The organism is uncultured Phascolarctobacterium sp., assembly GCF_937920985.1.
Taxonomy (GTDB): Bacteria; Bacillota; Negativicutes; order Acidaminococcales; family Acidaminococcaceae; genus Phascolarctobacterium_A.
In genome coordinates this window covers 30,894-56,730 of sequence record NZ_CALDXR010000059.1, presented here as the reverse complement: position 1 = coordinate 56,730, position 25,837 = coordinate 30,894, and the positions used below count along the sequence as shown (strand labels likewise).

Below are 25,837 nucleotides of genomic sequence, written 5' to 3'. Positions count from 1 at the left end.
GAGAATATTTAGGCTATGAAGCTGAATAAGATTCTGTTCTGTGCTGCAATGACAAGCATCTTGCCATTGCAGCATGCTTTTTCTGCACCGGTTAACAGAGTAGAGGTGCAGGTTATAGATACAAACGGCGGCACCAGCCCGCTGCTGCTGCAGAAGATGAGCAGCAGTATGCAGGTGGTTGCAGACCAGCTGTTCCTTGAGAAGGATGCGGCAAAAATTGCTGCAGCCAGGGAGGATTATGCCCGGCTGCTGACGGAAATCGGTGACAGGGTGTTTACCGGCTACGAGCTGACTGATGTTCAGCTTGATGTAGGTGAAGCGACACAGGTGTGCTTGTATGCACGTCCCTGGAACAAGGTTATCGAAAAGCCGCTTATCGATTTGCAGTTTTCCGGCGTAGAGCCGCAGACGGCGGCTCTGCTGGAGCGGCGTATTCCGGCGCTGCAGGCTCAGCTGGAGCAGGCCATCAGCGGTGCCTCGGTAGATGCAGGCGACTGGGCCGGCGGCGTACTGCGCAAGCTGGTACGCAGCGAGGTGCAAGCACAGCTGCCTGAATTTAAGCCGGCTGTTGACGTGCTGCAGGAGGATGGACGCACTGTAGTGCAGGTTGTTATCTATCCCGTAGGGCAGTTGGTGCGCGACATTCGCTATGAGCTGCGCAGTGAGGATATTCCCAATGTGCTTTTGATGCAGATGAAGTACAAATACGCCGGTGAGTGCGATAAGCTGCGCGGGTTACCGGTGGCTTATGTGCAGCGGCACCGACAGGAGCTGGAGCAGCAGCTTTTAGAGAAGCTTATGACTGAGCCGGAGGTAAAAAACTATCAGCTGCGGCCACAGGTGAAAATCACCCCGGGTGCGGATCTGGGTGTCAGCATTATGATTGAATCGGATGATTATAAAATCTGGTTTGAAGGCTATGGCGATATCGGCCGTGATAAGGATAACCTTTCCGGCAAGGCGCATCTTGGTAAATTTATTTCGCCGCGTGACGAGATTTTTGGCGAGGCAGAGGTTATCCTGGATGATGTCCAGTGGCGCTTCGGCACCGGTTATACGCATTATTGGGGCAAGAGCAGCTGGAGCTATGTACGGCGTATGCCTATGGGTGACAACAATTACCGTCTGGAATATTGCCTGAGTCCTAAATGGCGCTTGCGGGCCGAGCATTTTTCCGGTGATAACCGTAATGAATTTGCGGTGCGCTACCGCATTCATGAGTTCCTAAGTGCGGAATATATTTATGGCGGGCAGGAATTTTACCTGCGTCTTATAGGAAATCTGTAGCAATTCTTGAAAGAATGAGCGTAGACTGATATAATAAGATATATTATTGCAACAGACGGGACAGAAGCAGATGACTGTTGTTTTCTGCTCTTGCCGCTTCTGAATTTTTGTATGAGGAAAAGAAGGTAGGGATTTAGATTATGATGCAGAAATTGCGTAACCCTAAAAATGTAAAACTGATCTCCTTGTTTATAGCAGCCATTTTTGTACTGGGCTGCTTTGCGCTTTCTGTAACGCAGAGCGGTGTTGGCAAGAGTGCTTTTGCAGCCTCCAGCGAATCTGCTATCGGTGTAGTTAACTATCAGATGCTGGTAGCACAAAGCCCGGATCTGAGCAAAGTTAACGAAGCTATGAACAAAGAAATCGAATCTGCCCAAAAGGATTTCAATGAGAAAAGCAAGACCATGAACGAGGCAGAAAAGAGAAAGTATTATACTCAGACTCAGGAACGTCTGGCCAACAAACAAAAAGAGCTGATGGACCCTGTGCTGAAGAAAATCGAAGCCAGCATCAAAAAGATTGCCGACAAAAAAGGTCTGGCAGTTGTAGTAGATAAGAACACTGTTGTTTTCGGCGGTGTAGATATTACCGACGAGGTTGCCAAGTCTATGCAGGCAGGCAAATAACAGCTTCTTCAGCGCATTGTTGCTCTGAAGTTGGCAGATTGCCTTGTGTAATGTCAATTTAATCGCGGTATTTACGGATGTTCAGCAATGTTATTGGAGGCAGGCATGAAGAAGAACAAGCTGGTAAAAATAAGTGCTATTATTGCAGCTGCTCTGCTGATTTCGGCATGCAGTACCAATTTCCGGGGACCGCAGGAAAAAATTGCTGTTATCAACTGGGAGCAGGCGGTAAGCGCCCATCCTCAGTATGCTAAGCTGGAGCAGGGCGAAAAAATCCTGCAGGATCTGCTGAACAAGCGTAAAGGTCAGGAGGAGTTGGCCAAGGCGCAGCTAAGCAGCTTGAATAAGCTGCGCAGTCTGCGGCAGTTAAGCCAGCAAAGCTTCATGGAGGCTGATTTCAATACCCGGATGGTAGAACAAAGGGAGATTGAAAATGCTAAGCTACAGAAGTTTGTAGCACAGGCTGAGGCAGAAGCAGACAGCAAGCTGGCTGCACGCAAAACAGAGGTTGAAGAAGCCTATAAGCTGAAGCTGTTTAATTTACGCGCGCTGCTGGAGACCGTAAAAATGAAGCCTGATGAACGTCAGGCGGTTGAAAAGCAGCTGCAGCATTTGCAGCAGGAGCGTGGTGTGCAGATTGGTGAGCTGCAGGCGGAAAAACGACGCCTGGTTGATGCCAAGGTATTGCCTTATAAAGAGCAGGCTGAGAAGCGGATGCGTGAGATGGCACAGAAGTATCATGCTCAGGCTATGCAGCAGCTCAAATCGCCGGAGGAACGCGACAAGGAAATGCTTGATACGGCACCGAAGGCATTAAACAATGCGCTGAGTGTTATCGACAGAGAAATTGATAAGCAGCAGGAGAAGAATGATAGCTTGAAGAAGCAAATCAATCAGGATATCGAAAGTCAGGCTGTGAAGCTGGCGCATGAACGCGGTTATACTATTGTTTTTAATAAGTTTAGAGTTAATATGAAGGCGGAGGATATTACCGATGCCATAATCAAGGCCTTAAAAAAGACGTGATACGTTCACGTGCCCGGGCCTGATTCATGCTATAATTAAGTGAGGTTAAAAATTATGAAAAAAATTATTGCTGGTTTGATGATTGCAGCATCTATGTTTACTTTTGGCTGCAGCGGACGCAATGCTGATTTTGGTACTGTTGATATGAGCAAGATTGAAGCTGAAGCTCCTATCGTAAAAACAACTCAGGAAGATGTTACTAAAAAAATGACTGACCTGAAAACCCAGATGGATAAGGATATGGCAGGCAAAACCGGCGATGATGCTAAAAAGGTTGCCGAAGATTATGGCGCTAAGGCTAAGCTGATTCAAAGCGAGGCTCAAAATAAACTGAAGGCCAGCCTGGATACTGCACTGAAGCAGGTTTCCGATGAGAAAAAGCTGGGCGCTATTTTAGATAAGCGCGCTGTTCCACAAGGCGGTACTGATGTTACTAGTGATGTAATTGCAAAAATGAAATAAGCAGCACCCTGAAGCGGGCGGGTAGTCCGTCCGCTTTTTGCGTAAGCAGCTTTATGGTGGAGGTATGAAATGGAGAAGAGTGTACAAGAATTAGCTGAGTTTTTAAAAGGTACAGTAGAGCATGATAACCCCGAATTGCTCATTACCGGTGTCAATGGACTGGTGGAGGCAGGTCCGAAGGATATTTCCTTTGCTGTGCCGCCTCATGTAGAGCATTGTCATCTCAGCAAGGCCGGTGTAATGGTTCTGAGCCCTGAGGATCCAGAGCTTGATGGCCGTCCGGTTATCAGAGTTGCTAACCCGCGTGCAGCTTTCGCTGCCCTGCTGGAGCTGTTCCGCCCGCAGGAGGAGGTAGAGCGCGTTATCAGTCCTTATGCTTATGTATCCAAAAAAGCAAAAATCGGCAGCAATGTTGCTATCCAACCCTTTGCGGTAGTAGAGGACGATGCTGAGATTGGTGACGGCTGCGTAATTTATCCGCACGCTTATGTCGGCAAACGCGTAAAAATGGGCAAGGATTGTACCCTTTATCCTAATACCACCATCCGTGAGGATTGCGTACTGGGCGACAGAGTTATTCTGCAGTCCGGTTCTGTTATCGGCGGTGACGGCTTTGGCTATATTACCCAGAACGGCAAGCACAGCAAGGTGCTGCAAACCGGTAATGTAGTGCTGCAGGATGATGTAGAGATTGGCAACAACACCTGTATCGACCGTGCTACCGTTGACAGCACTATCGTTGGCAAGGGCACCAAGATTGATAACCTGGTACATCTGGGCCACAACGATATCTTAGGCGAAAACTGTCTTGTTGTTGCGCATGTTGGTATTTCCGGCAGCGTAACTGTTGGCAATAATGTTACCTTTGCCGGCCAGGTTGGTACTGTAGGCCACATTACCATTGGCAGCAATTGCGTCTTTGGCGGCAAAACCGGCATTACCAACAATGTTCCTGATAACTCTGTTATGGGTGGCTTCCCTGCAATGCCGATGAAGGAATGGCTGCGCCAGGAAGCAAATCTGCGCAAGGTGGGCGATATGCTCAAGCGCGTCAAGGCTCTGGAAAAGGAACTGGCAGAGCTGAAAAAATAAGTAGGTGGTGAAGGCTTGTTAGGTTATTATATAGTCAAGCTTTTTAGTAAATTTATGTGTGTTTCACCCCTGTGGCTGCGCAAGCTGGTGGCAAAATTCCTGGGCAGCGTAGCAGTAATGGTTGTACCGCGCTGGCGTATGCAGATGGCAGAGGCCAACATTCGCGAATGCCTGGGGGTTGATGAAGCAAGAGCGGCCCAAATCGCTGAAGAAAGCCTGCATCGCTTTGGTCGCATGGTCGTGGAGGTTATGCGCTTCCCCTTGCTGAATAAGGATAATATTGACCAAAAAGTAAGGGTAGAAGGCCTGGAATATCTGGAGGCTGCTTATGCACAGGGCAAGGGCGTCATTATGGCTACCGGCCATTACGGTAACTGGGAGCTTTTAGGCGCAACTGTAGCGCTGCATGGCTATCCTATGCTTTCTATTACGCGTAAGCAGAATAATGGTCATATGGATAAGCTCATCAATGAATTCCGCCAGATGGTAGGACAAAAGGTTACCTATAACCGTGGTGAGCATGGATTGCTGGCAATCAGCCGTATGCTGCGTGAAAAAAATCTTCTGGGTATTCTTTACGACCAGGATACGAATGATGATGGCGTGCGCATTGATCTGTTCGGCAAGGATTCTGTTATCCCGATGGGACCGGCGGCGCTTTCGCGTATTTACGGTTCACCGATTTTACCAATCTTTCTGCACAATAATGCAGATGGCAGCTGTACTGCTAAAATTTATCCTCCCTTGTACACCCCGAAAACTAAAAACAAGGAGCAGGATTTTTACGCAGTAACCCGTGAGCTGGTTACAATTCTGGAGCATGAGATTATTGCGCATCCGGAAATGTGGTTCTGGGTGCATGACCGTTGGAAGGACGGACGCCAGCGTTTTGGCAGAAAAAAATAAATTTGATAAAGGAGGAGTAAAATGACCGAACAAAAAAAGGAATACCAGCATACAATTGCTAAAGAGGTATCCTATTCTGGCATTGGTCTGCATTCCGGCAAGGATGTGCTGATGACGCTGAAGCCTGCAGCACCTGATACAGGCATCATCTTCATCCGTACCGATTTACCTGACAGACCGGAAATAAAAGCTTTGCCGGAGAATGTAAGCTCCACGGTAAAGGCAACAACTCTTAGTGCCAATGGTGCTGAGGTTTTTACAGTAGAGCATCTTATGGGTGCGCTGTCTATGATGGCGATTGACAATATCCGTATTGAAATGTCTTCCCCGGAACCGCCGGTAACAGACGGCAGTGCTAAGGTTTTCTGCGAGCTAATTGAAAAAGCAGAACCGGTGCAGCAGGAGGCAGAACGTCATATATATGCCGTTGATAAAGCATTTTCCGTTTATGACAATGACCGTTATATCGTTATTTTACCTTATGACGGCTACAGAATTTCTTTTACTTCTATCAATAGTCATCCGATGCTGGGAACCCAGTATTTCGATATCCTGCTCGATAAGGAGAGCTTTAAAAAGGATATTATGGCTGCCAGAACAGTGGCTTTTACTTCCGAGCTGGAAATGCTGCGTAAGATGGGACTGGGCCTTGGCGGTTCGTTAGAGAATGTAGTTGTTTTTGATGATGAAAAAATTCTTTCTGTGCCGCGTTTTGACGATGAACTGATCAGACACAAGATACTTGATGCCATCGGCGACTTGTATCTGCTGGGACCGATTAAAGCGCATGTTATTGCCGTAAAAACAGGCCACGCCTTTAATTCCGCAATCGCTAAGCAAATACAGGCTTACAGAACAAAGGGGGAGTAATAAATGACAGTATTAGATATTAACGAAATTAAAAAGATTCTGCCGCATCGTTATCCGATGCTTTTGGTTGACCGCATTCTGGAAGTTGAGCCTATGAAGCGCGCAGTAGGTATTAAAAATATTACCGCTAATGAAATGCAGTTCTTAGGTCATTTCCCTAATGAACCGATTATGCCCGGCGTACTGCTGATTGAGGCTATGGCTCAGGTTGGCGGCGTTGCTATGCTGTATCCGGAAGAAAACCGCGGCAAGATTGCTGTTTTCGCTAAAATAGACAATGTACGCTTCCGCAAGCAGGTTGTGCCCGGTGACCAGGTTGTAACCACCGCTGAGGTAACTAAAATTATGCGCGGCAGCATGGGTATCATTCATTGCGAGGGTAAGGTTGACGGCAAGGTTGCCTGCGAATGCGATTGCACCTTTGCTATTATGGACCCGAAAGAAAATTAATCAGCAAAATACAAAAAAGCTGTAATTGGTAGAATAAGCGAGCAATACAGCTCAAATTAATGCTAAATTCATTTAACTGTGATTTTTGTAGTGTTAAAAATCGTGGATACCTGTGATTATAGTATTATATTTATATTTAATTGCTTGATTAATATCTTATTTGGGGAGTGAAAATAATGAGTTCGGTTATTATGCCAACTAGTGGTATCCATGAAACTGCAATCATTCATCCGTCTGCTAAAATCGGCAAGGACGTTAGCGTAGGTCCTTATGCTGTTATCGACGAAGATACGGAGATTGGCGACGGCTGCGTGATTGGCGCACATGTGACTATCCATCCATATACTAAAATCGGCAAGAATTGCCATTTTTTCCCGGGCTGTTCTATTGGTGCAGTACCGCAGGATTTAAAATTTGTAGGTGAAAAAAGCTATACCATTATCGGGGATGGCGGCAGCTTCCGTGAATGCTGCACTGTTCATCGTGCATGCGGCGAAGGCAACGAAACCCGTATCGGCAACAATATCCTGATGATGGCCTACACCCATGTAGCACATAACTGCATTGTAGGCAATAATGTTATCATGTCCAATGTTGCTACGCTTGCAGGCCACGTTATCGTAGAGGACCGTGCTGTTATCGGTGGCTTGTCTGCAGTACACCAGTTCTGCAAGATTGGCCGTAACGCAATGATTGGCGGTATGGCACGTGTAACCCAGGATGTTCCTCCGTTCATGATCTGCGCCGGTGATCCTGCCTTTGTTTCCGGCCTGAACAGCGTTGGTCTTTCCCGCGCCGGTATGCCTGTAGAAGAACGCAGCGAGCTGAAAAAGGCTTTCCGCATTCTTTATCGCAGCGGCCTGCCACTGCAGGAGGCAATCAGCACTATGGAGCAGGAGCTGACAAGCTCCGAGCCTATGGAACATCTGCTGCGTTTCCTGCGTAATGTTGAACGCGGCATCATCCGTACACGCAGAGGCTAAGGCTATGGAGGTGCTGGGCGTACTTTCAGGTGTCGGACATCTGCCGGTAGAGGTAGCACGCTCGGCAAAGGAGCTGGGTTACCATGTTGTCGCTGTAGGTGTTGTTCCAGGGATTGACGAGGAGCTGCCTGGCAGTGTTGATGCTTATTACGATATCAACATCGGCAAAATTGGCAAGATTATTTCTACGCTGAAAAAAAATAAGGTTACCAAGGTCACCATGATCGGCAAGGTAACAAAGGAAGTTTTGTACAAAGCAGGCAGGATTGTTCCTGATCTGCGGGCGATAAAAATTTTAGCTACTATTCCGGACCGCAAGGATGATACTATCATGAATGCGATTGTTAAGGAGCTGGAGGACGAAGGCATTGAGGTTATGGATCAGACCTTGCTGATCAAACCGCTTTTGCCACAGCCTGGCGTTCTGACAAAGCGTAAGCCTACAGAGGCAGAGCTTGCGGATATGGAATTTGGCTTTGAGATGGCGAAGGCTATCGGCGGACTTGATATTGGTCAGACCGTAGTTGTAAAAAATCGTGCTGTGATGGCAGTAGAAGCAATTGAAGGCACTGATGCCTGCATTTTGCGCGGCGGTTTTTTAGGCAAGGGCGGTGTGATTGTAGCCAAGGCTGCCAAGCCGAAGCAGGATCAACGCTTTGATATTCCCGGTTTTGGTACGACAACGATTGAATCTATGATTCATGCCGGTGCTACCGGAGCTGTTATTGAAGCAGGTAATACTATCATTCCGGAGCGCGAAAAGGTGATTGCGCTGGCAGATGAGCACAATATTACCATTCTTGTAAAATAAATATCGTAAAAATTTCGTATTTCTTAGCGGCTGATAGCTTATGTCAGCCGCTTTTTGTGTTATAATATATACTGAATATATATAGGTAAATGCAAGGAGACATCATGGCGAAAATATTAATATCTGCCGGAGAAGCCTCTGGCGATATCCATGCAGCTGCTGTGACTGCTGCTATAAAAAAACTTGATAGCAAGGCTGAGGTCTTTGGCATGGGCGGTGACGCTCTGCGTCAGGCTGGCGGCGAGGTACTGTGGGACATTAAGGACCATGGCGTAATGGGCTTTGTGGAGGTTATCCGCAAGCTGCCAGATTTATTCCGCCTGCGCAGTGATTTTGCGCGCGTTATGGACGAACGCAAGCCGGACTGTCTGGTGGTTGTCGACTACCCCGGTTTTAATATGAAGCTGGCTAAGCTGGCTCATGATAAAGGAATTCCTGTTGTATCATATATTGCACCGTCGGCGTGGGCCTGGAACAAGGGCCGTGCCAAAAAGGTTGCGAAAATAGTGGATAAGGTTGCCTGCATCTTCCCCTTTGAATACGATGTATATAAGGAAGCAGGTGCGCCGGTAGAATTTGTCGGTCATCCGCTGGTAGATATTGTGCACCCGACGATGGCAAAGGCTGAGGCTGAAGCGTGGGCTGGCAAGCAGCCTGGCAAAAAGCTGGTGCTGCTGATGCCAGGCAGTCGTCTGATGGAGATTGAAAAAATGCTGCCGACATTGCTGGCAGGCGCCAAGCTTTTACAGAAGAAAATGCCAGATGTGCAGTTTGTTATGCCGCGTGCCAATACTATTCCGCTGGTCATGCTGCAGGAAAAGATAGCGGCGTATGGTATTGAGGTGAAAATTACTGAAGGCCATAACTATGATTTGTTCAGTGTGGCGGACCTGGCGCTGGCAACCAGCGGCACAGTAACGCTGGAGGCTGCTTTATGCGGACTTCCGAGTGTAATTGTCTATCGTACATCGGCACTGAACGCTTTTATAGCGCGTCTGGTAATTAACATTCCTAACATCGGCTTGCCGAATATCGTAGCTGGCAGAACAATTATGCCGGAGCTGCTGCAGGAGGATTTCACCCCGGAAAATTTGGCCAAAACTGCAGTCGAGCTTTTGCAGCCTGAGCGTCAGGCGCAGTTGCAAAGCGATTTGTCATATATGAAGCACAGACTTGGTGAACCCGGTGCGGTAAACCGCGTTGCTCAATTAATCTTAAAAATGACTGAGGAGAGAAAATGAATTTATACTTTCGAGCATTGAAATATATTAAACCATATTGGAAACGAGGCTTGGCAGCTGGAATTTGTACTATTATTGCTGCAGGTGGTACAGCTTATTTGCCGTTTGTTATCAAGGATATGGTTGACCAGGTGTTGAGTGAAAAAAATACAACTATGCTGAATTGGATAGTATTAAGCATTATTGTTGTATTTGTTATTCGTGGTATTGCTTATTATGGTCAGAGCTATCTGATGAACTATGTTGGTCAGCGCGTGATTATTGATATCCGTAAGGCCGTTTTTGAAAAGCTGCAGCGCCTGAGCATGAGCTTTTACGACAAGCATAAAACCGGTACGATTATGAGCTATGTGACCAACGACGTAAGTGCATTGCAATCTGCGATGGTAGACAACGTTGTGGAAATGATTACTGAAACAGTGATTTTAGTAGCTTCTATTGTCATGATGATTTATTTGGACTGGAAGCTGTTTCTTGTAACCTTTGCAACCTTTCCGGTGGTACTCTTCTTTATCGACAACTTTGGCAAACGCATCCGTAAATCCGGTAGTCGTATTCAGGAGGCTGCTGCTGATATTACCTCTGTACTGCAGGAGGTTGCTTCCTCTCCGCGCGTAATCAAATCCTTTGTGCGTGAAGGCTATGAAGTGGACCGTTTTGACAAGGAAAATATGAACAACTTCCGTGCTAATATGAAGTATGCACAGCTTTCCTCAACGCTTACTCCGACGATTGAATTTGTTGCGGCTGTCGGCGTTTCCATTATTCTCTGGTACGGCGGCAACAGCGTTATCAATGGCAGTATCACCGCAGGCTCTCTGGTAGCCTTCCTGACCTATGCTGTTAATATTTCTAACCCGATTAAACGTTTGAGCCGTGTTATCGGCAATATTCAGAAGGCATTGGCTGCAGCGCAGCGTGTTTTTGACGTACTTGATTTACCGGAAGATATCAAAAATGCACCTGATGCCAAAGTTCTGCCGAAGGTGAAGGGTGATGTACGCTTCAATGATGTAAGCTTTGCTTATAACGAAAACGAAGAGGTGCTGAGCCATGTTTCCTTTGAGGTTAAGCCTGGTGAAATGGTTGCCTTTGTCGGTCCTTCCGGTGCGGGTAAATCTACTGTAGCCAGCCTGTTGCCGCGGTTCTATGATGCGATTAACGGCAGCATTACGATTGACGGTCATGATATCCGCAAGGTTACGCTTGATTCCCTGCGTGAGCAGGTTGGTATCGTACCGCAGGAAACAGTGCTGTTTAACGGCTCTGTTTATGATAACATTCTTTACGGCCGCCTTGATGCGACTCGTGAGGAGGTAGAGGCAGCAGCAAAGGCTGCTAATGCCCACGACTTTATTATGCAATTGCCTGATGGCTACGAAACAATGCTGGGTGACCGTGGCATGAATATTTCCGGTGGTCAGCGTCAGCGTATTTCCATTGCCCGGGCAATATTGAAAAATCCGCAGATTCTGATTCTCGACGAGGCAACATCTGCACTAGATACGGAAAGCGAGCGCGTGGTACAGGAGGCTCTGGACCGCCTGATGGTAGGCAGAACATCCTTTGTTATTGCGCATCGTCTTTCAACGATTAAAAATGCCGATAAGATTATGGTTCTGGAAAAGGGCCAGCTTATCGAGCAAGGTAACCATGATGAGCTGATGGCTATGGACGGGCTGTACGCGCATCTGTATAAGATTCAGTATCGCAGCAAGGAAGCCAAGTAAGGCGAAAAGAGGTTAGTAAATGTATATACTCTACAATATTCTTATTTTAATAGTGCTGGTAATTTTTATTGTCCCCTATTACACTTACCGCCTGTTTACAGAAAAAGGCTTTGCTTTGCGCTTTAAGCAGAGTCTGGGCTGTGTAGATGAAAAGGAAATCGCTAAGGTTATCGGCAAGGACTGTGTTTGGATTCATGGTGCGTCCGTAGGTGAAATTGTTGCCACCAGTCCGCTGGTTAAACAAATCCGCAAGGAAATGCCCGATCGTCCGGTATTGGTATCTGCCTTTACTGTAGGCGGCTACAACATGGCCAAGCAGATTATTCCCGAAGCAGATGCCATCATCTACTTCCCGCTGGATTTACCGTTTGTCGCAGAATCTTTGGTTAAGCGTATTCATCCTGGTGTCTTCATGCCGGTAGAAACCGAGCTGTGGCCTAACTTCCTGCGTGCTATCCGCGAACGCCATATCCCTGTAATGATGGTAAATGGCCGTATTTCCGAAAAATCCGTTAAAAACTACAAATATCTTTATGGTATCTGGGATGATATGCTCAATACCGTAACCCGCTTCTGCATGCAGTCCAGCATTGATGCCGACTATATTGCGCATCTTGGTGCTGATCGCAGCAAAATCTTTGTTACCGGCAATACCAAGTTTGACCAGACCTACGCCGAGGTTACGCCGGAGGATTTGGCAAAATATCGCTTTGAGCTTGGCTTGAAGGAGGATTATCCTATTATCGTTGCCGGTTCTACGCATCCGGGTGAAGAAAAGGTACTGCTTGAATCCTTTAAGGCTATCCGTGAAAAATATCCTCATGCGCGTTTGATTATCGCACCGCGTAAAACTGCCAGAGCAGATGAAATTGCCAAGCTGGCAAGTCATTACGGCTATGAAACAGGCTTCCGTTCCAAAATGCTGGAGGAAAGCGGCGAGCGTAAGGAATATCCTTTGCTGATTATTGATACAATCGGTGAGCTTGGACGTATTTATGCTGTAGGCGATGTTGTTTTTGTCGGCGGCTCCTTCAGCAATACCGGCGGTCACAACGTACTGGAGCCTGCTGCTCATGCCAAACCGATTCTCGTTGGCCCGAGTATGCAGAACTTTAAGGATTCCTATGCACTGTTAAGCAAGGTTAAGGCCTGCAAGATGGTGAACAACAATGATGAGCTGACGAAGGAAATGCTGGACATTTTGGGCAATGATGAGCGTCGTGCGCAGATGGGTGCGGCTTCCTTGCAGGTTATCAAAGAGAACCGCGGTGCGGATGTGCGCAGTATCCGTTATCTCAAGGAACTGCTTGATTTAACTGCTGTGCCTGCCCGTGAATACAAAAGCTATCCGATTAATACGCGTAACCTGACGGATGAAGGCGGCGGACGCCTGCGTCATGGTGATGCGATTATCCAATATGTTATGCAGGTTGCCTATGGTCCGGAAACTCCGTTCTTCGGCTGGCTGCTGCTGGCAGTTCTGCGTGGCATGTCTTATTTATATGAGTTTGGTGTCTGCTGCAAGCTGTCTATGTATAATTGCGGCCTGCTGCACAGAGAAAAGCTGAACTGCTGCGTTATCTCTATCGGTAATATTACCGTAGGCGGCACCGGTAAAACTCCTACCGCCCAGAAGATGGCGGCAATTATCAAGTCTATGGGCTATCGCGTTGTTATCCTGAACCGCGGCTACCGTTCACATTGGGGCAAGGAGCTGGGCGTAGTTTCCGACGGCAATAAGATTTTCATGACTGCCTATGAAGCAGGTGACGAAGCTTACCTGATGGCCAAGACTTTGCCGGGTATTCCGGTAATCATCGGCAAAAACCGTGCTGTTACCGGCCGTTATGCTGTTGAAAAGCTGAATGCTGAGGTTATCATTATGGACGATGGCTATCAGCACTGGCAGCTGGAACGCGACTTGGATGTAGTTCTGGTAGATACGCTGAATATGTTCGGCAACGGTTGTGTGCTGCCGCGTGGTACTCTGCGTGAGCCGCTCGAAAACCTGAGTCGCGGCGATTTGTTTCTGCTGACTAAAACCGACCAGAGCAGTAAGCTGAGCCGCATTCAGCTACGTCATACTATTGCCAAATATAATGACAAGGCACCGGTAGTGGAAAGTATTCACCATCCGAAAAATTTTGTGGAAATTGCCGACTGGTACAAGGGTATTTCCGAAAATATCAAGGATCTGGAAGAGCTGCGCGGTAAGGATGTTATGGTCTTTTCCGCAATAGGCAACCCGTCCTCCTTTGAACAGACGCTGTCAAGTATAGGTTTGAATATCATGGAGGCTGTACGCTATCCCGACCATCACGATTACGGTATGCTGGAAATGCAGTACATCAACGAGCGTGCCAGCAGCCTGAAGGCTGTAGCGATGGTTACTACGGCGAAGGATGCTGTTAAGATTCCGACTGAATTTATTTATTCTGCCCGCGAAATTCCTCTGTATATCCTGAACATGGATATCTGTATTACCGAGGGTATGGATAAGTTCAAAGAATATATTGATCATGCCATTAAAAAGGAGCTTGATAAAAAATGAAAGTTTTATGCGTAATTCCCGCACGTTATGCTTCTACCCGTCTTCCGGGCAAACCGCTTTCCCTGATTGCAGGCAAGCCGATGATTCAGCACGTTTATGAGCGTGCCTGTCAGGCTAAGCTGCCGGACGAGGTAGTTGTAGCTACTGATAATGAGCTTGTCAAAAAGGCTGTAGACAGCTTTGGCGGCAAAGCAATGATGACTTCTCCCGACCATCCGAGCGGCACTGACCGTTTGGCCGAGGTAGCGCTGAACTATCCTGATGTTGATGTTATTGTTAACGTACAGGGTGATGAGCCGATGATTCCGCCTGAGGTTATTGACCGTCTTGCTGAATGCTTTACCGGTGACAGCGAGCTGCAGATGGCAACATTGAAGGTTGCTATGGACGAGGAGGATTACAACAATCCTGCTGCCGTAAAGGTTGTAACCGACCTTAACGGCTATGCACTGTATTTCTCCCGCAGCCTGATGCCGTATCCGCGCAATAAGCCTGAAGGCTACAAGGTTTACAAGCATGTAGGCATTTATGCTTACCGCCGCAGCTTCCTGCTGAAATATGCAGCACTGCAGCCGACACCGCTGGAAAGAGCGGAAAGCCTGGAGCAGCTGCGTGCGCTGGAAAATGGTTATAAGATTAAAGTTCTGGAAAGCGATTTCCAGGGCATCGGTGTTGATACCCCCGAGGATTTGGCAGCAGTCAATGAGCTGTTTGCTAAAATGAATAAATAAGCTGGAGGATACTTATGCAAATCGTTAAAGTTGGTAATTATGAAGTAGGTCAGGGCCATCCCCTGATGCTGATGGCAGGTCCCTGCGTGCTCGAAGGCTATGAGCGCAGCCTGATGATTGGTCAGCGTACAAAAGCAATCTGCGACAAGCTGGGCATTCCCTATGTATTTAAGGCTTCCTTTGATAAGGCTAACCGTTCCTCTTATGCTTCTTTCCGCGGACCCGGCATTGAAGAGGGCTTAAAGCTTCTGGCACAGATTAAAAAGGATCTGGGCGTTCCTGTAGTAACCGATATCCACGAGCCCTGGCAGGCTGATAAGGCTGCCGAGGTTGTAGATATTCTGCAAATCCCGGCTTTCCTGTGCCGTCAGACTGATTTGGTTTATGCAGCTGCCAAAACCGGCAAGACTGTTAATGTAAAAAAAGGCCAGTTCCTCGCACCTTGGGACATGAAGAATGTTATCAAAAAGGTTGAGGAAGCAGGCAATCATAACATTATGCTGACCGAGCGCGGTGCAAGCTTCGGCTACAACACATTGGTAACCGATATGCGTGGTCTGGCCATTATGCGTGAGCTTGGTTATCCCGTAGTTATGGATGCTACTCACAGCGTACAGATTCCTGGCGGTCAGGGTACCTCCAGCGGTGGTCAGAGCCAATATGTTCCGCATATGGCACGTGCTGCTGCGGCTGTAGGCATTGATGCACTGTTCTTGGAGGTGCATGATAATCCGGCAGAGGCATTGAGCGACGGCCCGAATATGGTTAAGCTGGATAATCTGGAAAAATTATTGACCGACGTGCTGGCAATCGACAAGATTGTACGTGGCTAAAGGTAGGGTGATAACATGGAAGCAATGCTAAAGCATGCACAGGACGTTCTGCGCATGGAGGCAGAAGCGATTTTAGAGCTGGTGCCGCGTGTAGATGAAAATTTTGCTGCGGCAGTAAAATTGATTTTAGACTGTCAGGGCCGTACCGTTATTACCGGTATGGGCAAATCCGGTCTTATCGGCCGTAAAATGGCTGCAACCTTTGCCAGCACCGGCACACCATCCTTTTATCTGCATCCTGCAGAGGGTATTCACGGTGACCTGGGCATGGTTACGGAAAGCGATGTTGTTATTGCGCTTTCCAACAGCGGTGAAACCGGTGAGGTTTTGAATATCCTGCCGTCTTTGCGCCGCATTGGTGCCAAGATTATCGCTATGGTTGGCAAGCCTGATTCTACCTTAGGCAAGAATGCCGACGTTGTACTTAATGTAGGTGTCAGCAAGGAGGCCTGTCCGCTTGGTCTTGCGCCGACGAGCAGCACGACTGCAGCGCTGGCCTACGGCGATGCGCTGGCCTTGGCGCTGCTCAAAAAGCATAACTTTACCGCAAGCCAGTTTGCTATCTTCCATCCGGGCGGCAGCCTGGGACGCAAGCTGCTTTTGACTGTAGGCAGCATTATGCATAAGGGCGAGGATAATCCGACAGTATTGGCAGATACCAAGGTACAGGATGCTTTGTTCGTTATTACCGATAAAGGCCTCGGTGCTGTATCCGTTGTGGATGCAGACGGCGTTATGCAGGGTGTGCTGACTGATGGTGATATCCGCCGCGGTCTGAGCAAGGGTGTTGATTTCCTGCAGCGTCCTGTTTGCGAGCTGATGACGAAATCTCCGAAAACAATTACCGAAGACAAGCTGGCAGCACAGGCTCTGCATCTTATGGAAAGCAACAAACCGAAACCGATTACCGTATTGCCTGTTATTGACAAAGACAATAAGGTTATCGGCCTGCTGCATATGACCGACCTGGTAAGACAGGGAGTGGTGTAATGAAAAAAATCTTAGAATTTCCCTTTGGCAATAAGCAAAACAGACATGAAGAAATGTTGTCTTTTGATGATGAGATAGAATCTATATTTGATGAAGATGACGAGGATGATGATTTCTGTGAATTCGATGAGTTCATGGAAGAGTTTGCTGATGCAGCACAAGGGATTCGTATGCTGGCTCTTGATGTAGATGGCGTGCTGACTGATGGCACAATTTACATGGGCAATGACGGTGAGCTGTTCAAGGGCTTTAATGCTAAGGATGGCATGGGCATAAGCTATGCTATGCGCAACGGCATAGATGTTTGCATCATCACCGGGCGTAAAAGTGAGATTGTACGCAGAAGGGCTACGGAATTAGGCATTACCTGCGTACTGGAGGGTGTGCGTGATAAGGCAGCGGCGTTAGAAAAAATAGCTGATTCCTACAGACTTGATTTAGAGGAAATTGCTTATGTAGGCGATGACCTCAATGACCTTGCACCTATGAATATTTGCGGATTGTCCTTTGCTCCGGCCGATGCTGCTGATGCAGTAATTGATATGTGTGACTTTGTATTGATTAATGATGGCGGTAAAGGTGCTGTAAGAGAGGCTGTTGATCTGCTGTTAGATGCACAGGGAAAGTTGGATTCTGTTATTGATTCCTACATTAATTCCGGACAAGGAGATAGACAATAATGTGGCTTTATTATTTATTAAAAACTATGAGTACCGTAATTTCCTGGCTGCCCTATAAGGCAGTTGTGGTTATTGGTAAGGGTATGGGCCACCTCTATCATAAAATTGCCAAGAAGCAGCGTGTGCGTGCCGAGGAAACTATCCGCGAGCGTTTAGGCTATAGTCAGGAGCAGGCCGAGGCTACAATCAAATCGCTGTTTGTAAAGCTTGGCATAACCTTTATGGAAATTATGTATATGCCGGCGCTGAACAAGGACAATATCCGCGGTCTGGTAACCTTTGACCGTCCGGAGGTTCTGTGGGATGCGCTCAAGGAGAAGCATGGCGTTGTTATGCTGGCCTGTCATATGGATAACTGGGAATGGCTGGGCGCGGCGCTGGCGCTGAACGGCTTCCCGCTGAGTGCAGTAGAAAAACCGCAGCCCAATCGTGTGTATAGTGATTTTATGAATGAGCTGCGCAAGGGCGTTGGCCAGGAAATCTTTTCACGTGGTACAAGTGAAATCCTTGGCTGTGCGCGAGCTATGAAGAAAGGACGCATGCTGGGCCTGATAGCTGACCAGGACGGCGGCTATGACGGCATCTTCGTTCCTTTTTTGGGCAAGATGGCATCAACGCCTAACGGACCGGCATATTTTTCCCGTAAATTCAAAGCACCTATTGTGCCGATTTTTATAGTACGTAAGCATGACGGCTATGGCCATAAAGCGATTGTACGCGACCCTATCCATTATGAATTCACCGGCGACCAAAAGCTGGATGATTATAATGTTACCCTGAAAATGACTCAGGAAGTTGAAAAAATAATCAAGGAATATCCTGATAACTGGTTGTGGTTCCAGCATCGCTGGAATACACCATACACCCCACCGGAGGAGGAAAAGCAGCCAGATGAAAAATAAGAAAGTAATTCTGTCAGTATTGGCAGGCATTGTAATTGCCGGTGCAATTATTGCCTGGCTGATGCTGAGCGGCGATAAACCTATAACTGTAAAACCGGGTGATGGTGTTACAGCGCAGATTAATGCTTCCTTAAAAAACAGTATGGTTAAAAGGGAAAAGGATGGCAAAAAGCTGTGGGAGTTTACAGTAGAAGAGGTTGTTAACGATAAGGCTAAAAACACAGCTTATCTGAAGGGCATCAAAGGCAAAGTTTATCGTGCGGACGGCAGCTTTATCGACATTTCTGCCGATAAAGGCAGTGCCGGCATGAAGAGCAATGACTTTTTCCTAGAGGGTAATATTAAGGCTGTACTGAATACCGGCGGCGAGCTTTATGCCGATAAAATAAGCTGGAATCAAGAAAAAGAGCTTATTACGGCAACAGGACATTTTAAAATGCATAAGGATGACTATACCGCAACTGCGGATAGTGCTGTAACTACCAGTGCTTTTAAGCATATTAAGCTTAAGGGCAATGCTAAAGTTGAGAAAGGCGGCGAATAAGATGGCTAATAAAAATAGATTACTGCTGACACTGGCGGCAGCTATGCTGGCTGCAGGTATGACAGCAACAGCTTTTGCTGCTCCGGGAAACTTCAGCGTTAAGGCTGATGAGCTGGAATACGATCTGGGCAGCGGTGAAGCTGTGGCAAAAGGAAATGTTGTATTGATGCAGGATGGCGGCAGAGCTACTGCCGATTACGCCAAATTCAACAGCAAAAGCAAGAGCGGTGTGCTTACCGGCAACGTTATTGCTGACCGCGATGACGCACATATTGTGTGCAATGAGTTTATCGTGCACAATGAAAATGACCTGTCTGCCGTAGGCGGCGCTATGATTACCAAAGCAGGCAAAAGCCTGAGTTCTGACAGAGTTGATTACTACAAGGCACGCGAATTTGCTGAAACAATCGGCGGCTGGGCGCGTCTTACCGACAGCGACGGCAGTGTGTTGAATGCGGCAAGAATTGATTACAATATGGCACAGGGTGTTGCCAATGCTTATGGCGGTGTTGATATCCGTAGCGATGCGCGTAGCCTGACAGCTTCTGCTGACAGCGCTGTCTACAAAACTGATAACAGCGGTTACGTAGAGCTTATCGGCAATGCCAAAGCAACCCAGAATGGCAACAGCGTTGCCGGCGACAAGCTGCGCCTGACCAACACTAACGTGGCTATTGCTGATGGTAATGTAGATATTATCTATATTCCGGAAAAACAGCCTGCGCTGCCTGGCAAGGAAAAGCAGAGCGCAGATGATAAAGCTTTAGCCTAAGAAGCGGAGGGCAAAGTTTTGGTTATAACAACAGATAATCTGGTAAAAATTTATAATACCCGTCACGTTGTTGACGGAGTAAGCATCAGTGTAGAGCAGGGCAGTGTAGTAGGCCTTTTGGGACCTAACGGCGCCGGCAAGACGACAACCTTCTATATGATTGTCGGTATTGAAAAGCCTGATGCAGGTACCGTGATGCTCGACGGCAAGGATATTTCCTCAATGCCCATGTATCAAAGAGCGCGTGCAGGTATCGGCTATCTGCCGCAGGAGGCTTCTATTTTCAGCAAAATGACGGTAGAAGATAACATCATGGCGATTCTGGAAACAACTGATTTGAATGCATCTGAGCGAGAAGCGAAGATGAACGCTCTGCTGGATGAGTTCCGTCTGAATCATGTACGCAAGAGTGAAGGCAAGGCGCTTTCCGGCGGTGAACGTCGCCGCGTAGAGATTGCTCGTGCGCTGGCTACCGACCCGGCCTTCATTCTGCTGGACGAACCGTTTGCCGGCATCGATCCTATCGCCGTAGCGGATATTCAGGGCATGATTGCACATCTGGCACAGCGTGGCATCGGCGTGCTGATTACGGACCATAACGTTCGTGAAACATTGAGCATTGTTGATAAGGCCTATATTTTGGCTGAAGGTCATATTTTACTGCACGGTGACAGCGAAACAATCGCTAATGACCCCGTTGCGCGTAAATATTATCTTGGCGATAACTTTAGCATGTAACAGGAGGAAGAAAAGTGCGCTTACGATTATTAGACCGTTATGTACTGAAGGAGCTTTTATACCCCTTCGTTTTCGGCATTGCTGCTTTCTCCAGTATTTTTATTGCCAGCACGATGCTGTTTAAAATTACGCAATACATGACTAAATATGGTGCTCCGCTGGAGACTGTAGCACGTTTATTTATGTATAATCTGCCGGAGATCATCAACTACACCTTCCCGATGTCTATGCTGTTGGCGGCGCTGATGGCCTTTGGCAAGCTTTCCGGTTCCAGTGAGATTACGGCAATGAAGGCCGGTGGTATCAGCTACTACCGTATTGTTGCACCTGTGCTGGTGGTAGGTTTTATTGTCAGCATGTTCTCTGTAATTTGGGCAGAAAAGGTAGTGCCTACATCGAAGGCGACGGCGTCACGGATCCTTAACGAGGAAATACGCCATAATACGCGTCCGACAACGCAGGACCATATTATTATCAAAACTATCAGCGGTGATACCCAACGTGTAACATATGCTAACAGATTTGATGAAAAGCTTGGCAAGATGACCGATATTACTATTGAAGAGTTCAATAAGGGCAAGATTTCCCGCATTCAGACTGCTAAGGAAGGCTACTGGGAAAACGGCAGCTGGCGTATTGTAGATGGCAACGTTTTTGCGTTGGATGACAAGGATGGCGTACAAAGCAGTGCCAAATTCAAGGAACAGATTATTCCTTTGAACTTCTCGCCTAAGCAGATTTCCTGGGAGCAAAAGGAGCCTGAGGAAATGACTATCCGCGAATTACGCGAATACATCAGTATGCTGGAATCCCAGCATTCCTCGGCAGCACGTCAATGGTGCGAAATCTTTATGAGAATCAATATTCCGCTGGCAAGCTTCTTCTTTGCTATGATTGGTGCCTGCCTAGGTACTCAAAAGCAGCGTACCAGCTCTTCTATTGGCCTTGGCATCAGTATTATCGTAATATTTATCTATTACGCGGTAATGACCTTTACTACCGGATTGGGCAAGGGTGGTGCAATGCCGCCGCTGCTGGCCTGCATGCTGCCTAATATTCTTTGCTTAGGCGCAGGTCTTTATCTGATGAAAAAGAAAAATGCCTAAATAATTTAGATGAGTGAGTTATGGAGGTGAGTACTTGGTAGGTATAAGATTAATTATCATTATGGCCGTTGTAGGTGGCCTGATTGCCTATCTTGCCGATAAAATGGGCAGTAAAATAGGCAAGAAGAGAATGTCGGTATTTGGCCTGCGTCCAAAGCATACGTCAATATTACTTACAGTACTCGGCGGTACCATTATTGCTGTTCTGACTATCAGTGTTATGGCAATAGCATCACAGAGTGCGCGTACAGCCTTGTTTGGCATGGAAAAAATTCAGCAGGAGCTGCTGCTTTTAAACAAAGAAAAGGCAGATACGAATGCTGCACTTGAGCAGGCCAAAGGCAAGGTTAACGAGCAGAACAAAAAAATCAGTGAGCTTGATGCTAAAATCCAGGAAGCAGTTGCCGAAAATGATGCAATGGAAATCAAGCTGGCCCAGGTTAATGACATGTACAGCCAGGCACAGAATGAGGTAAATTCGCTTACACATTCCAAGCTGCAGCTGACGAATGAAATTGACGAGCTGGAAAAAACTACGGAGGCTTTGCGTAAGGGTATCATCAATATGCGTGAAGGCCAGGTTTATTACCGCGCCGGTGAGGTTGTCTTTGCTGGTGTTATGCGTGGCGGTCTGAAGCATGAAGAAAATATGATTCAGATGAACTGGCTGCTGCAAAATGCTAATGAAGCAGCATTGCAGCGCTTGGGTGTCATTCACGATGAGCAAAAGCCTCTGCAGGCTATCTGGATTGGCAAAAATGTTGTCGATAATGCTGTAGCAAGGCTGGATAAAAGCAAGGGTAATATGCTTTTCCGTATCCGTGCCGTTGCCAATATCATAGTTGGCGAGCTGGCAGTATGCGATATTGAAATGGTAGATAATCAGTTCATTTATCCTGACGGAACCTTGATTTTCAGTGAGCAGTATAATCTTGGTAATAACGGCCCGAGCTATGAAAGCGTGCTTATGGAATTCCTGACACAGATTAACCATAATGCGGTAAAGGCCGGTGTGCTGCCTGATCCGATGACAGGTAAGGTTGGCAGTATGGATGCTGCTACTATGATTGAAGCAGCTAATTCAATGCGTCGCACCAGAGGCAGCTTTATTCTGCGTGCTTATGCTAAAGGAGATATTACGACAGCCGGACCTGTAAGGGTAAGGCTGGAGGTGGTTCCGGTCAATGAGTAATTATCTTGGCGTAGATCCGGGGCGCAGCAAAACAGGATTGGCATTAGTTGCCGCTGATGGCAAAATCCTGAGCCTGCATATTGCGATGACGGATAATCTTGCTGCAGAGCTGCGACAGTTTGTCGGTTCAGCTCAGCTGCAGGGAATTATCATGGGCAACGGTACCAATAATAAGGCGATAGGTGCAGTTTTGCGCGAGCTTTATTCGGACTTATCGCCAGAGCTTGTCGGTGAAGCATACAGTACGGAGGAAGCTCGTAGCCTGTATTGGCAGGAGAACCCTCCTAAGGGCTGGCGCAGGCTGGTGCCGTTAGGTCTTTTGGTGCCGCCGGAGCCGCTTGATGCATATGCTGCTGTTGTACAGGTACGCAGATGGCTGAAGAAAAATGAGGAAGTAAATTAATGAATAAGCTTGGAGATTTAAGCTGTAAGGAATTTTTAACTGAGCTTGCAAGCGCCGCGCCCGCCCCTGGCGGTGGCGGCGGCGCTGCTATGGCCGGCGCTTTGGCGGCAGCACTTGCTTCTATGGTTGCTAATCTGACGATTGGCAAGGAAAAGTTCGCTGACCGCGAGCCGGAGGTCAAAGAGCTGCTTGTGCAGGCAGAAGCAGAGCGTGTGCGTCTTTTGCAGCTGGTAGATGAGGATGCAGCTGTTTTCAACAGCTTTATGAGCTGCTATAAGCTGCCTAAGGCTACTGACGAAGAAAAGGCTGCACGTACAGCGGCTATCCGTGCTGCAGCAAAGCAGGCAGCAACCGTACCGTTGAACATTGCCCGCAGCTCCTTTGCTGTATTGCAGCTTGCGGACAGGCTTGTAGTGGCAGGAAACCCCGGCGTTATTACAGATGGTGCCTGCAGCGGGCTGCTGGCACGTGCGGCGCTGCGCTGTGCGGAGTACAATGTGCGCATTAACCTGGGACTGACTAAGGACGAGGAATGGAATGCGCAGGTTGCAGCAGAGCTGGTACAGCTTTTGGCAGATGCCGAAGCATTGGAAACTCGTTTGCTTGCAGTAACGGATAAAGCGTTGCAATAAGGCTTTATTGCTTGGTGCATTAGAAGTACTTGACGTAAGCGTGTTTTTAAAGTATAATAAAATTCTGATGGAAAGGTGGCCGAGTGGTTGAAGGCTCTAGTCTTGAAAACTAGCGAAGGTGCAAGCCTTCCGTGGGTTCGAATCCCACCCTTTCCGCCATTAAAAAATTATAATAGGGTCTTGCAATTTAGATAAGAATCTGTTATAATAAACAAGTAGTCTAATGGAGTGGTACTCAAGCTGGCTGAAGAGGACGGTTTGCTAAATCGTTAGACGGTTTACCCCGTGCGTGGGTTCGAATCCCACCCACTCCGCCAACTATGGCAATCGGCTCTCGGAGAAATCCGAGAGCTTTTTTGTTTGCCATAATAAGAGATAGTAGAAAATAAAAACGAAAAATCCGTTGATAATTTCCCGAATATAGTATCTAATCGAAGTGAGTAGAAAATAAAAACGGAAATACTGTTTTTAGCTGGAGATGATACAATGAAAATACTGCGGATAACTGTGAATGGTTTGCCTTTATTTAAACAGGAGTTAGATCTTTTATTTTATACTCAACAACGAGTTAGTGAAGATGACAAAGAAAAACTCTATAAGATAGAGCCTAATTATTACCTGCATACAGCTTGTGCGTTTATTGGTATTAATGCTTCTGGCAAAACTTCTGTATTGAAAGTAATCAATTTAGCCTTGAATATGTTGCGCAATGAACCTATCAATCATGTTGAGTCGAGGAATATTCTTGGCGGTTGCGAGAATGCGTCGTTTAAAATTTGCTTTTTTGATAACAAGCGTAATATTTGTTGTCTGGAAACTGTTGTTAAATCTAAAAAAGCTAAAGCAGGGGGATATGTGTATTCTATAGTTGAAGAAAAGCTTTGGGAAAAGCCTGTCAGCAGCGTTAAATCTAAAAAATACCTTACTGATTTTTCTGGACTGCGTCCAATAGCAGCCAGAAATACAGATGAGGCTTATCTGCCCGATGATGTAAGTTTTATCATAGCTCATAATAAAAAAACAAATGATAGGATAGAAGTGTTTAGCCTGCTTTCATATACCAACATTAATGTCCTTCCGTTTACTGATGATATTCCGTTAGAAGTCATTACATTCCTTGATCCTACTATTGAAAAGTTATGCTTTGAAAAAATTGAAGATAAGGCGTTAATTCATTTGAAGTTTAAGGGAGAGGAAGAGCTTATTTTAAATAATGCGGTAGAACTTGAGCAGTATCTGTCTTCTGGTACTATAAAAGGCATTATTACTTTTTCCATAGTCAAAGAGGTCTTGGCATCAGGTGGCTATATTTTGGTTGATGAGCTTGAAAATCATTTTAACAAAGAAATAGTTGTCACACTGATACGGTTTTTCATGGATAGTAGTCTGAATAAAAATGGCAGTACGCTGATTTTTACGACCCACTATCCGGAATTGCTTGACGAATATGATAGAAATGATGCTATTTATATTGTAAGGAACCGTAATGGTATTACTGCTGAAAATCTAAGCTATATTTTAAAGCGCAATGATATAAAGAAGAGTGATGCTTATCAGAGTGGCTTTCTTGAGGGAACTACACCTGCCTATGAAGCTTATCTGCGCTTAAAGAAAAATTTAGCTGCTTCGCTAAAGTAAAGGAGGCAGTTAGATGAAACTAGCAAGATATAAGGCTTGTATCTGTGAAGGTTCTGCTGAGTCCGCAATCATTGATATTTTGGTTGACCTAAATTGCAATAAGAAGTTGCACAAACTATACAGGAGGAAGCTAAGTATATCAAGAACAAGGGCTTTAATGATAAATATTACAAAGATTTGATTATCGAATACATTAGAAAGTATGGTAAAGCAAAGAAAAAGGATATTAGAGAACTTCTGTGGGATAAACTACCTGATGTGTTCGATGATAAAAAAAGAACAGCAAAATTTCTACACTGTTAACGTCATTGAGACAAAAAGGTCAGATTACAAAAGACTCTCCAAATCAGCAAATTTCGAATTGGATTCTTGTTGGAAAGGTAAAAAAACCGATAAGAAATGAGTTGAATTCTAACAAGCTTTCATTAAGAATTGCTGAAAAAGCCCTTGGTTATGGGTTTTCTGGGCTTGATAGAAAATAGAAATTCAATCAAGATATAACCAGGATTCTATCAAGTTGTTATTGGATAGCGAAATGTTACAGCGGTTTACCACGCACATGGTTTGTCACCCCCACCCACTCCGCCAACTATGGCAATCAGCTCTCAGAGAAATCTGAGAGCTTTTTTGCTGCCTGAATT

The 25,837-nt window shown here is 46.6% G+C and carries 26 protein-coding genes and 2 tRNA genes; all 28 read left to right on the top strand.

Features of this window, described 5'->3' with window-relative positions; all coding sequences use genetic code 11:
- Positions 1-15 precede the first annotated feature (15 nt).
- Positions 16-1,287, top strand: coding sequence for a hypothetical protein (locus Q0612_RS10420; protein ID WP_298884404.1), 1,272 nt, complete (start codon positions 16-18; stop codon positions 1,285-1,287).
- 140 nt (positions 1,288-1,427) lie between these two features.
- Entirely contained in the window at positions 1,428-1,913 is a 486-nt protein-coding gene (locus Q0612_RS10415) for an OmpH family outer membrane protein (RefSeq protein WP_298884402.1), read from the top strand.
- 105 nt (positions 1,914-2,018) lie between these two features.
- A complete protein-coding gene (locus tag Q0612_RS10410) occupies positions 2,019-2,939 on the top strand; it encodes a hypothetical protein (RefSeq protein WP_298884400.1) in 921 nt (306 codons plus the stop codon).
- 54 nt (positions 2,940-2,993) lie between these two features.
- Positions 2,994-3,401: an OmpH family outer membrane protein gene (locus Q0612_RS10405; protein WP_021720684.1), complete on the top strand. Its 408-nt coding sequence runs from the start codon at positions 2,994-2,996 to the stop codon at positions 3,399-3,401.
- A gap of 69 nt (positions 3,402-3,470) precedes the next feature.
- The gene (lpxD, locus tag Q0612_RS10400) at positions 3,471-4,493 is read left to right on the top strand and encodes a UDP-3-O-(3-hydroxymyristoyl)glucosamine N-acyltransferase (protein ID WP_298884398.1); all 1,023 of its coding nucleotides are present in this window, start codon (positions 3,471-3,473) and stop codon (positions 4,491-4,493) included.
- A 15-nt stretch (positions 4,494-4,508) separates the two neighbouring features.
- Positions 4,509-5,399, top strand: a complete 891-nt coding sequence (locus tag Q0612_RS10395) for a lysophospholipid acyltransferase family protein (protein ID WP_298884396.1) — start codon at positions 4,509-4,511, stop codon at positions 5,397-5,399.
- Between the two features lie 21 nt (positions 5,400-5,420).
- The gene (lpxC, locus tag Q0612_RS10390; protein ID WP_021720681.1) at positions 5,421-6,269 is read left to right on the top strand and encodes a UDP-3-O-acyl-N-acetylglucosamine deacetylase; all 849 of its coding nucleotides are present in this window, start codon (positions 5,421-5,423) and stop codon (positions 6,267-6,269) included.
- 3 nt (positions 6,270-6,272) lie between these two features.
- Positions 6,273-6,719: a 3-hydroxyacyl-ACP dehydratase FabZ gene (fabZ, locus tag Q0612_RS10385; protein WP_021720680.1), complete on the top strand. Its 447-nt coding sequence runs from the start codon at positions 6,273-6,275 to the stop codon at positions 6,717-6,719.
- Between the two features lie 176 nt (positions 6,720-6,895).
- On the top strand, positions 6,896-7,702 hold the full coding sequence (gene lpxA / locus Q0612_RS10380; protein ID WP_021720679.1) for an acyl-ACP--UDP-N-acetylglucosamine O-acyltransferase: 807 nt from the start codon (positions 6,896-6,898) through the stop codon (positions 7,700-7,702).
- A 4-nt stretch (positions 7,703-7,706) separates the two neighbouring features.
- Entirely contained in the window at positions 7,707-8,513 is an 807-nt protein-coding gene (locus tag Q0612_RS10375) for an LpxI family protein (protein WP_304270725.1), read from the top strand.
- 104 nt (positions 8,514-8,617) lie between these two features.
- Positions 8,618-9,754, top strand: coding sequence for a lipid-A-disaccharide synthase (gene lpxB / locus Q0612_RS10370; protein ID WP_298884390.1), 1,137 nt, complete (start codon positions 8,618-8,620; stop codon positions 9,752-9,754).
- Positions 9,751-11,484, top strand: a complete 1,734-nt coding sequence (gene msbA, locus Q0612_RS10365; protein ID WP_298884388.1) for a lipid A export permease/ATP-binding protein MsbA — start codon at positions 9,751-9,753, stop codon at positions 11,482-11,484. Before lpxB ends, msbA begins: the two co-directional genes overlap by 4 nt.
- A 19-nt stretch (positions 11,485-11,503) precedes the next feature.
- Positions 11,504-14,035, top strand: a complete 2,532-nt coding sequence (gene lpxK, locus Q0612_RS10360) for a tetraacyldisaccharide 4'-kinase (protein WP_298884385.1) — start codon at positions 11,504-11,506, stop codon at positions 14,033-14,035.
- Positions 14,032-14,766, top strand: coding sequence for a 3-deoxy-manno-octulosonate cytidylyltransferase (gene kdsB / locus Q0612_RS10355; protein WP_298884382.1), 735 nt, complete (start codon positions 14,032-14,034; stop codon positions 14,764-14,766). Before lpxK ends, kdsB begins: the two co-directional genes overlap by 4 nt.
- Before the next feature lie 14 nt (positions 14,767-14,780).
- The gene (gene kdsA, locus Q0612_RS10350) at positions 14,781-15,599 is read left to right on the top strand and encodes a 3-deoxy-8-phosphooctulonate synthase (protein ID WP_021720673.1); all 819 of its coding nucleotides are present in this window, start codon (positions 14,781-14,783) and stop codon (positions 15,597-15,599) included.
- A gap of 15 nt (positions 15,600-15,614) precedes the next feature.
- Positions 15,615-16,589: an SIS domain-containing protein gene (locus Q0612_RS10345; RefSeq protein WP_298884377.1), complete on the top strand. Its 975-nt coding sequence runs from the start codon at positions 15,615-15,617 to the stop codon at positions 16,587-16,589.
- Positions 16,589-17,269: an HAD family hydrolase gene (locus tag Q0612_RS10340; RefSeq protein ID WP_298884374.1), complete on the top strand. Its 681-nt coding sequence runs from the start codon at positions 16,589-16,591 to the stop codon at positions 17,267-17,269. The genes Q0612_RS10345 and Q0612_RS10340 overlap by 1 nt, the downstream gene beginning before the upstream one ends.
- Complete coding sequence (locus Q0612_RS10335; RefSeq protein ID WP_298884371.1) at positions 17,269-18,171, top strand: lysophospholipid acyltransferase family protein; 903 nt, start codon at positions 17,269-17,271, stop codon at positions 18,169-18,171. Before Q0612_RS10340 ends, Q0612_RS10335 begins: the two co-directional genes overlap by 1 nt.
- Complete coding sequence (gene lptC / locus Q0612_RS10330; protein WP_298884368.1) at positions 18,161-18,715, top strand: LPS export ABC transporter periplasmic protein LptC; 555 nt, start codon at positions 18,161-18,163, stop codon at positions 18,713-18,715. Before Q0612_RS10335 ends, lptC begins: the two co-directional genes overlap by 11 nt.
- A 1-nt stretch (position 18,716) precedes the next feature.
- Positions 18,717-19,487 (top strand): LptA/OstA family protein, encoded by a 771-nt coding sequence (locus Q0612_RS10325; RefSeq protein ID WP_298884365.1) that lies wholly within the window; start codon positions 18,717-18,719, stop codon positions 19,485-19,487.
- Between the two features lie 18 nt (positions 19,488-19,505).
- Positions 19,506-20,225: an LPS export ABC transporter ATP-binding protein gene (lptB, locus tag Q0612_RS10320; protein WP_298884362.1), complete on the top strand. Its 720-nt coding sequence runs from the start codon at positions 19,506-19,508 to the stop codon at positions 20,223-20,225.
- 14 nt (positions 20,226-20,239) lie between these two features.
- Entirely contained in the window at positions 20,240-21,331 is a 1,092-nt protein-coding gene (locus Q0612_RS10315; RefSeq protein WP_298884359.1) for an LptF/LptG family permease, read from the top strand.
- A 34-nt stretch (positions 21,332-21,365) separates the two neighbouring features.
- Positions 21,366-22,523 (top strand): DUF3084 domain-containing protein, encoded by a 1,158-nt coding sequence (locus Q0612_RS10310; RefSeq protein ID WP_298884356.1) that lies wholly within the window; start codon positions 21,366-21,368, stop codon positions 22,521-22,523.
- Positions 22,516-22,926: a pre-16S rRNA-processing nuclease YqgF gene (locus Q0612_RS10305; RefSeq protein WP_298884354.1), complete on the top strand. Its 411-nt coding sequence runs from the start codon at positions 22,516-22,518 to the stop codon at positions 22,924-22,926. The genes Q0612_RS10310 and Q0612_RS10305 overlap by 8 nt, the downstream gene beginning before the upstream one ends.
- A complete protein-coding gene (locus Q0612_RS10300; RefSeq protein WP_298884352.1) occupies positions 22,926-23,558 on the top strand; it encodes a cyclodeaminase/cyclohydrolase family protein in 633 nt (210 codons plus the stop codon). The genes Q0612_RS10305 and Q0612_RS10300 overlap by 1 nt, the downstream gene beginning before the upstream one ends.
- A 69-nt stretch (positions 23,559-23,627) precedes the next feature.
- A tRNA-Ser gene (locus Q0612_RS10295) sits at positions 23,628-23,717 on the top strand.
- Positions 23,718-23,783: 66 nt separating this feature from the next.
- A tRNA-Ser gene (locus Q0612_RS10290) sits at positions 23,784-23,875 on the top strand.
- Between the two features lie 169 nt (positions 23,876-24,044).
- Positions 24,045-25,196 carry an ATP/GTP-binding protein gene (locus tag Q0612_RS10285; protein WP_298884349.1) on the top strand — a complete coding sequence of 384 codons (1,152 nt, stop codon included), beginning with the start codon at positions 24,045-24,047 and terminating at the stop codon, positions 25,194-25,196.
- The last annotated feature ends 641 nt before the right edge of the window (positions 25,197-25,837 follow it).